Origin of the sequence: Pelistega indica (assembly GCF_000506865.1) — a bacterium.
GTDB classification, from domain to species: Bacteria; Pseudomonadota; Gammaproteobacteria; order Burkholderiales; family Burkholderiaceae_B; genus Taylorella; species Taylorella indica.
This window is the reverse complement of record NZ_AYSV01000117.1, coordinates 1-6,675: the sequence shown is the minus strand read 5'-3', so window position 1 is coordinate 6,675 and position 6,675 is coordinate 1. Positions and strand designations below refer to the sequence as shown.

The 6,675-nt window shown below is 34.3% G+C and carries 8 protein-coding genes and 2 pseudogenes; 4 read left to right on the top strand and 6 right to left on the bottom strand.

Features of this window, described 5'->3' with window-relative positions; translation table 11 throughout:
* Positions 1-31: 31 nt before the first annotated feature.
* From V757_RS25700 to V757_RS0115040, 6 genes and pseudogenes are all read right to left on the bottom strand, one after another.
* Positions 32-208, bottom strand: a pseudogene (locus tag V757_RS25700) (helix-turn-helix domain-containing protein); the annotation flags it as partial.
* A gap of 527 nt (positions 209-735) precedes the next feature.
* The gene (locus tag V757_RS25695) at positions 736-1,362 is read right to left on the bottom strand and encodes an ATPase (RefSeq protein ID WP_023952753.1); all 627 of its coding nucleotides are present in this window, start codon (positions 1,360-1,362) and stop codon (positions 736-738) included.
* Positions 1,340-1,552, bottom strand: coding sequence for a hypothetical protein (locus V757_RS25690; protein WP_023952751.1), 213 nt, complete (start codon positions 1,550-1,552; stop codon positions 1,340-1,342). The genes V757_RS25695 and V757_RS25690 overlap by 23 nt, the downstream gene beginning before the upstream one ends.
* A 58-nt stretch (positions 1,553-1,610) precedes the next feature.
* Positions 1,611-2,360, bottom strand: coding sequence for a Fic family protein (locus V757_RS25685; protein ID WP_023952749.1), 750 nt, complete (start codon positions 2,358-2,360; stop codon positions 1,611-1,613).
* Positions 2,361-2,409: 49 nt separating this feature from the next.
* A complete protein-coding gene (locus V757_RS25680; RefSeq protein WP_023952747.1) occupies positions 2,410-2,703 on the bottom strand; it encodes a nucleotidyltransferase family protein in 294 nt (97 codons plus the stop codon).
* A gap of 569 nt (positions 2,704-3,272) precedes the next feature.
* Positions 3,273-3,560 (bottom strand): helix-turn-helix domain-containing protein, encoded by a 288-nt coding sequence (locus V757_RS0115040; protein ID WP_052019427.1) that lies wholly within the window; start codon positions 3,558-3,560, stop codon positions 3,273-3,275.
* Positions 3,561-3,872: 312 nt separating this feature from the next.
* Between V757_RS0115040 and V757_RS25675 the strand changes: the two genes are divergently transcribed.
* The 4 genes and pseudogenes from V757_RS25675 to V757_RS25660 form a co-directional block, all read left to right on the top strand.
* Entirely contained in the window at positions 3,873-4,649 is a 777-nt protein-coding gene (locus V757_RS25675) for a replication protein RepA (RefSeq protein WP_147628879.1), read from the top strand.
* A 136-nt stretch (positions 4,650-4,785) separates the two neighbouring features.
* Positions 4,786-5,367: a hypothetical protein gene (locus tag V757_RS25670; protein ID WP_023952745.1), complete on the top strand. Its 582-nt coding sequence runs from the start codon at positions 4,786-4,788 to the stop codon at positions 5,365-5,367.
* A 59-nt stretch (positions 5,368-5,426) separates the two neighbouring features.
* On the top strand, positions 5,427-6,110 hold the full coding sequence (locus tag V757_RS27690; protein ID WP_023952743.1) for a DUF6710 family protein: 684 nt from the start codon (positions 5,427-5,429) through the stop codon (positions 6,108-6,110).
* Between the two features lie 85 nt (positions 6,111-6,195).
* A pseudogene (locus V757_RS25660) lies at positions 6,196-6,421 on the top strand (transposase); the annotation flags it as partial.
* Positions 6,422-6,675: the final 254 nt, after the last annotated feature.

Genomic DNA, 6,675 nt, shown 5'->3' with positions numbered 1-6,675 from the left:
CTATTTTAAGTTAGGTCGACCCGTCACTCAGTCTATTACGATCAATGAGTGCCTCTATACCGCCTTCTTCAACCAATTCTTTATAGCGATAAAATGTATCCCTCGATACGCCCATAATTTTGCATGCTTGCGACACATTTTTTAATTGCTCTGCTAAATTAAGCAGTCCTGCTTTATGTTTAATCACATTATTGGTAGTATGTAACATGAGAGTTTCCTTTTGTTTGTTTAAAAGATTCGCACCTCTTATTCAAACGGGAAACTCTCTTTTTTGCAACTCATTTGTCAGATTTGGTCTGAACTTCTACATATCATCCCTCTTAATAGCATGTTTTCCATTTCCATATACCCCCCTACAGCTGCTTACTCAAAGACCACTTTCCCTTAGTTTTCAAGAAAACTAAGGTTAAATCATAAGAATTTTCAGGGGCTAATTCATTACTACGTTTATATTGTATGTGTAATTCTTTGCCTGAATGAAGTTTTTGCTTCAGTTCTTCTGGGCTTCCTACCATGATGTCACCGTACCAATTAACCTTAAAAAGCTCAGTTACTTCTTCATTCCCAATAAAGACCCTTTCTGAGTATTCTGTATAGTGTGTAGCCTTAAACTCAAGACTACGATCATTTAAAGCAGAGATTGCTCTCTTTGATAAATCATAGTGTACTAATCATTTCTTTCACACTCCCAATAAAAAACCGCCATTTAAGGCGGTTAAGTGTTTAATAATAAAATTACATCTCCAGCTCAGGTTCTGGAGGATTTAGTGATTTCTCAAATTCATTTAATATATCTTTAATTTTTTCAGGCAATATATTGTCAGCTACTCTCTCACGAATAGAACCGTATTCATAAGCATAGATAAGTGCATGAGAGTCTAAGCTATTATCAAAAATATAAATATTATCTGCTAGTAACATTGCTTTTGATAAATTACTTATGCTTTTATCATAACGGCGTTCTAGAACATCTTCTTGAATATTATGTCCTCCTTGTTGCACTCTATGAGCCACCCGAATTTTTGAAAGATCAATACTATCAAGATAAACATAATTAAGAGTGACCTCAAAGCCATTTTCTTTGACCTGTTTCATTAAATTCAAGGATTGTTTGCTTGTGAGTGTAGTTTCAAAAATAAAAGATTGTTTATTTTTAACAGCCTCTTTTATTTTTTCTAAAGCCAACCTACCAGCCAGAATTGATGCGGCTGCACTATCCTTATTATTTAACGTTTTAGCAATATTATCCGCATTGATAAATATAAAATGTTCTTCTTCTAAATAAAGGTTAAATAAAGTACTCTTCCCTGAACCATTTACACCAGCCAGAATGATAAATTTAGCTTTTTTCTCTCTTTCCATAAGGCTCTTTTTCTACTATATCTCCATTGACTATTTCTACTCTAAATCGTGTTCCATCAGGATACTCTACAATATTCACTCCTCCAATAGAGTAGTACGCTTTCTTACCCTGACTCAGTAATCGTTTAACGATATTTACTGGATTTTTAGTAACACGTTCATAAAATTGTTGAGAAACGCCTGTTGTCATATCAACTCCTTAGCTTTAATCTATATTCTAGTATAACCTACCAGCTTATTATATGAGACTACATCTCCAACTCAGGTTCTGGTGGTTCTTGCTGTTGTGATAAATAGCTATCAATTCTTTTTTCAATGAATGAGATTGTTTTATTAATGGAATATTCAATAAACCTTGTTAAAGGTTCTATATTCCTATTACCAGTCTGAGCAATTTCTAATGTACGGTAATATTCAGGACGGTCATCTTTCTCTATAATCGTAATTGGATAACCGCCTTTTAATAACTCCAAATTCATTAATAATCGTCCTGTTCGACCATTTCCATCAACAAAAGGATGTATTTCTTCAAAATCAGCATGAAAACGAGCAACCGCAGGAATCAACCCTAATGTTTCTTTATTTTTACCAAAATCCTTTAAAATGCCATCCAATCTTGAGGGAATCATGGACGGTAACGCTGTTGTGGTTTCAGACCCCTCAATAAATACCGACGATGTTCTGTAAACTCCTCTATTTTCTTCGTCATGATTCAATACATAATAATGCAACTCACGAATAAAATATTGAGATAATGGCTCATGTTGCTTTACGGCGTTCTCTAAAAATTGTAATGCTTGAGCCTGATTAATCGCTTCCAAATGCTCAGAAAGCTTTTTACCTCCAACAGTAATACCATCAGAAATAATAATCTTTGTTTCAATCAATGAAAGAGAATTACCTTCTATCGCATTCGTATGATAGATATAGCGTAACCGTAAGTCTTTTAATAATGAGGGATGTTCAATTGCCCATACAGGATCAAGTGTTTTGACCATATTTTTCCCTACCTTCGCTAAATTCTAAAAAATTGAAAAGCTGCTTTTTTCATAATTCCACCGACATCTCAAGTACTTTCTGCCTGAACTTTTCAGGCAATCCACGTGGTGTGGCAATATCTACTTTTAAGCCAAACTGTTCCTGTAACTCGTACATCATAGTCCCAATATCTAAGTAGCTTAGATGAGGAGTTGGATAGATAATAATAATATCAAGATCACTATCTTCCGTATCTTCTCCACGAGCTACTGATCCAAAAATTCTAGGGGATAAGCCATTATTAGCTAGAATAATTCGTTTAATATCATTTCTATGATTTTTAAGAATTTCTGAGGGTTTCATATTACCTTCGCTTTAATCTGCATTCTCATTATAACTTAACAAGAATACTTACCAAAGCCCACTGCTTAGTCATTTGCTAGCAGTGGCTTTTCGACCGTCTGTTATCCGATCTATCAGAAGATTATTGATGTTTCACTAGTTTTTAATCCCCTTTGGGGTTCTAGTCATTTCATCACATGAATATTCACGTTCATTACTTTCATAGCGTGCGGATTCGTCAATCCTGTGGTCGAAGCGGATATTAATCAGCTCCACTGTTTACAGTGCGGTTATTTCATTAAGGCTACCCGACTTTACACCTTTGCATCACATCAACTAAAGTCAATATGACACCAAACCACTTACGTCCAGCGGTTTTATGTAGTTAAATTTTTAAAGAACTATAGAGCAATGCTCCATAGTTCTATATTAGGAATACCTAATTATTTTGTCAATAAAAACCTATAAAATAAATTAGATTTTCCTAATTTATTTCAAATAAACTTATTTTATAAGCACCAAATATGTGTTACGAGACTTTTTTGTTGTTTTTCTGCCTATATTTATTCACTTGTAAGCTAATAATATCCTCAAGATCTAGAAAGAACATCCTCTGGTAAATGATCAAAATCTTCAGGATCTAATTTTTTAAATGGCCATCTGGTATTAATACTACCAAAACCAGTAGCCAACCAATTGGCATCAACTCTTAACAGCTTAGCTACTCTAACCAAGTTTTCACCTCTTATATTTTGTGATTTGCCAGAAAGCCAATCATTCACTGACGCAGGCGATACTCCTACAGCATGTGCTATATCAACTTGTCTAATCCCTGCTAACTCTATAGCGTAAACCAATCTTTCTCTAAGCGTTTTCATTTAAATTCCAATACCTTTGAATTATCTACAATAGTAACGCCTATGAAATAAGGCTTTCCTTATATTAAAATGATGTATATAATTAGGTTTGCCTAATTAAATCATATGAGAATATATTAAAATGAATATAAATTCAAAATAAATCATTGATTCTCTTGGAGGAACCTCCAAGGTTGCAAAAATTTTTAATATCACAATGCCTAGCGTAACAAGTTGGAAATCAAAAGGCATACCACCTGCCCGTTTAATGTATTTGGAAGTGAAATACCCACATCTTTTCCCTAAAACTAAAAAATCTAAAAGGAAATAATAATGGCTAGATTATCTAAAGCAGAAATTGCTCGTATTCAAGCTGAACGTGTAGAGCTGACTCAAAAAATTGATAGCTTAGAGCTAGGCTTTATGTCTCGTTCATTAGCACAAATAGGTTTGCCTCATTCCAACCTTGATACGGACTATTTTGAACGTACAAGTGGATTGATTACTTTTTCATCCAAGCTCACAAAAAAAAATGGATTACCTTACGGAATGTATCCACGCTTATTACTTGCGTGGATTTGCACTGAAGCAGTAAAAACCCAAAATCCTGTACTACATTTAGGCACAAACCAGACGGAATTTCTTAAAAAATTAGATTTACAGAACGATGGACGTTATATCTCTGCGTTAAAAGAACAAAGTAATCGCCTGCTATCCAGTCTTTTTAGGCTAGATTTTGCAGATAAGAAAATTAGAGGCTTTAAAAATTTAATTTTAGCCAGTGAAGGCTTTGAGTTCTGGACTCCTCATGCTGGAGCATGGGAAACTCAATTTAAACTATCACAAGAGTTTTTTGAGGATGTGATAAGTAATCCAGTACCTCTTGATTTAAACGTGCTTCACGCAATCCGTAAATCACCCTTAGCAATGGATGTGTATACGTGGTTAGCATACCGAACCTATCTTGTATATACTCACGGAAGTCACCCTGTAAAGATTAGTTGGTCAGATTTACAAGCTCAATTTGGTTCTAATTACGGATCAGATTATCTAAATATTGAACTACCAGCTGATGTACTCATCAAAAAAACAGCAACAAGGATTACGTAATTTTAAAAAATTCTTTCTTAAAGCGACAAAAGCAGTATCTGAACATTATCCTGAACTTAATCACATTATTTCAGCAGATAGCCAATTTTTAACGGTTGGTGGTGCTAAATTAATCAAATAATTAGATGTATATAAAATGATTAAAGAATTATTGAAATTGCTTGATTATATTCATATCCAGCAGTTAACACATTATATGCCTAATAACCTCAGAGGACTCAAGTCTTTAGATTTAGTTCGTGAGGTGACAGAAGAGCTTAATAAGCATACATCACTATTTGATAGTGATCCTTGGGTATATGGCACAATGCTCCGCCTTGATATATTTTTTCAGAAAATAGTTTTATTCAATTACATTTCTCAATTTACTATTTTAGAGAAAACCTATCATCAAAATAATTCTATACTTAATTTAGAAAAACACTTTGAACAAACAGTAAATGACGGTATATTACGTAACTTTCTCCATTTTCACAATAAATTCACCATCCAACAACTAACTTTACCCTCAAGAAAGCTAGATAAAAAGTTAGCTACTTATGGCTTTGTTAAAAAATCTATTGTTTTAGATATTAATGAATTAAATAGCCTAAAGGTTTCTTTGTATCAAATTCCACTATTAATTGCGAGTAAGACAAACTTATTTGAACAACTCCCTTGGGTTCAAGATCATTTGTGGTTTCTATCGCAAGAAATAGAAAGGTTTATTCATTTATAGCTATAAAACTCTCACAAAATAATATACTTAAAGCTATCTTAAATGTTTAGTATAGCCTTATGTCTATTTTAAAAAATATATGGGATCAATTATCCTCACATAATCAAAATGAAGAACAAGCCTTCCATAGCTTTATGGCACACGTTCAGAAAGCATCATCCTACTATAAGAAAGAGCCTAAACGGCACCATGCCTTAGAAGATTTAATACGTATCATTTTAAAACCTATACAATGCAAACATATTGCTCATAGTTATACTGTACAACCCCATTTTGCAATTAAAGCTATTGAAGTAAGTGACTTCTTCCCCTTCTGCTTACCCGATACTACCTTACACGCTTATCACAAAGACTTACATGGTGTTCTGCATTTAAGGCGTGATATTGTTTTTCCTACTACATGGCATCCTTCTAGCCTAATTTCTTCATTAGCACTCATTCAAGATACTCAAAATAACTTTGAGCAAAGTACTAATCACCTAGTAACACTATTACTACCGTTTAGAATAGGCTTTGTCACTAACGGAAATCATTCTATAGCTCAAGGTATTTTAAAAGGAAATGGAGTTATTCAACCAAGCTCGGTAATTGATGTACATAATTTATTGCCCAAAATCACTTTTGATGGTAGATATTGGTTAAAAAATGAAAATGGTAACGTATTAGGTCAACCTCGGTATAAAGAATTTGGTTGGGTTTGGGAAGCCTATAAATGCTTTTATCCCGTAGATTTTCAGACTTAAATTGTAACCATCCCCTAAATTAAGACAACAAGAAAGTAGAACTTTTTTGAACGTTACCGTAAACTTATTTCAAAGGAGTTTTACCATGAGTAAACGTACTAGCGAAAGCCAAATTATCAACATTCTTAAACAAGCCGAGGCAGGCACCCCTGTTCAAGAGTTATGCCGTCAACATGGCATTTCTTCTGCCACATTCTACAAATGGCGAGAACGTTATGGGGGGATGGAAGTCTCTGATGTAAGACGCTTAAAAGAACTCGAAGCGGAGAATCGTCGGCTCAAGCAGATGTATGCCGAGCTCAGTCTTAAATCCATGATGCAGGAAGAAATCATAAAAAAGCTATAAAACCCGTCCAAGAACGCAAGAGTTGGGTTCATGAGTTGCGGGTCAAGTTTACCGCCAGTATTGCCTTGTGTTGCAAGGTGGCTGGCATTAGTCGTACGGCTTTTTATTACGAGAAACGTCTATCAGATGATAGCGAAGTCTCAGCGATACTCACGGAGGTCTCTAATAAGCGACCTTCGTTGGGGATTTATTAGAAGTGATTTAAATGGAATCGTACAT

Bases quoted from the DNA above. Each gene is read 5' to 3' on its own strand.
- V757_RS25680 (WP_023952747.1), bottom strand. From the start codon at position 2,703: ATGAAACCCTCAGAAATTCTTAAAAATCATAGAAATGATATTAAACGA.
- V757_RS25690 (WP_023952751.1), bottom strand. From the start codon at position 1,552: ATGACAACAGGCGTTTCTCAACAATTTTATGAACGTGTTACTAAAAAT.
- V757_RS25675 (WP_147628879.1), top strand. From the start codon at position 3,873: ATGGCTAGATTATCTAAAGCAGAAATTGCTCGTATTCAAGCTGAACGT.
- V757_RS27690 (WP_023952743.1), top strand. From the start codon at position 5,427: ATGTCTATTTTAAAAAATATATGGGATCAATTATCCTCACATAATCAA.
- V757_RS25685 (WP_023952749.1), bottom strand. From the start codon at position 2,360: ATGGTCAAAACACTTGATCCTGTATGGGCAATTGAACATCCCTCATTA.
- V757_RS0115040 (WP_052019427.1), bottom strand. From the start codon at position 3,560: ATGAAAACGCTTAGAGAAAGATTGGTTTACGCTATAGAGTTAGCAGGG.
- V757_RS25670 (WP_023952745.1), top strand. From the start codon at position 4,786: ATGATTAAAGAATTATTGAAATTGCTTGATTATATTCATATCCAGCAG.
- V757_RS25695 (WP_023952753.1), bottom strand. From the start codon at position 1,362: ATGGAAAGAGAGAAAAAAGCTAAATTTATCATTCTGGCTGGTGTAAAT.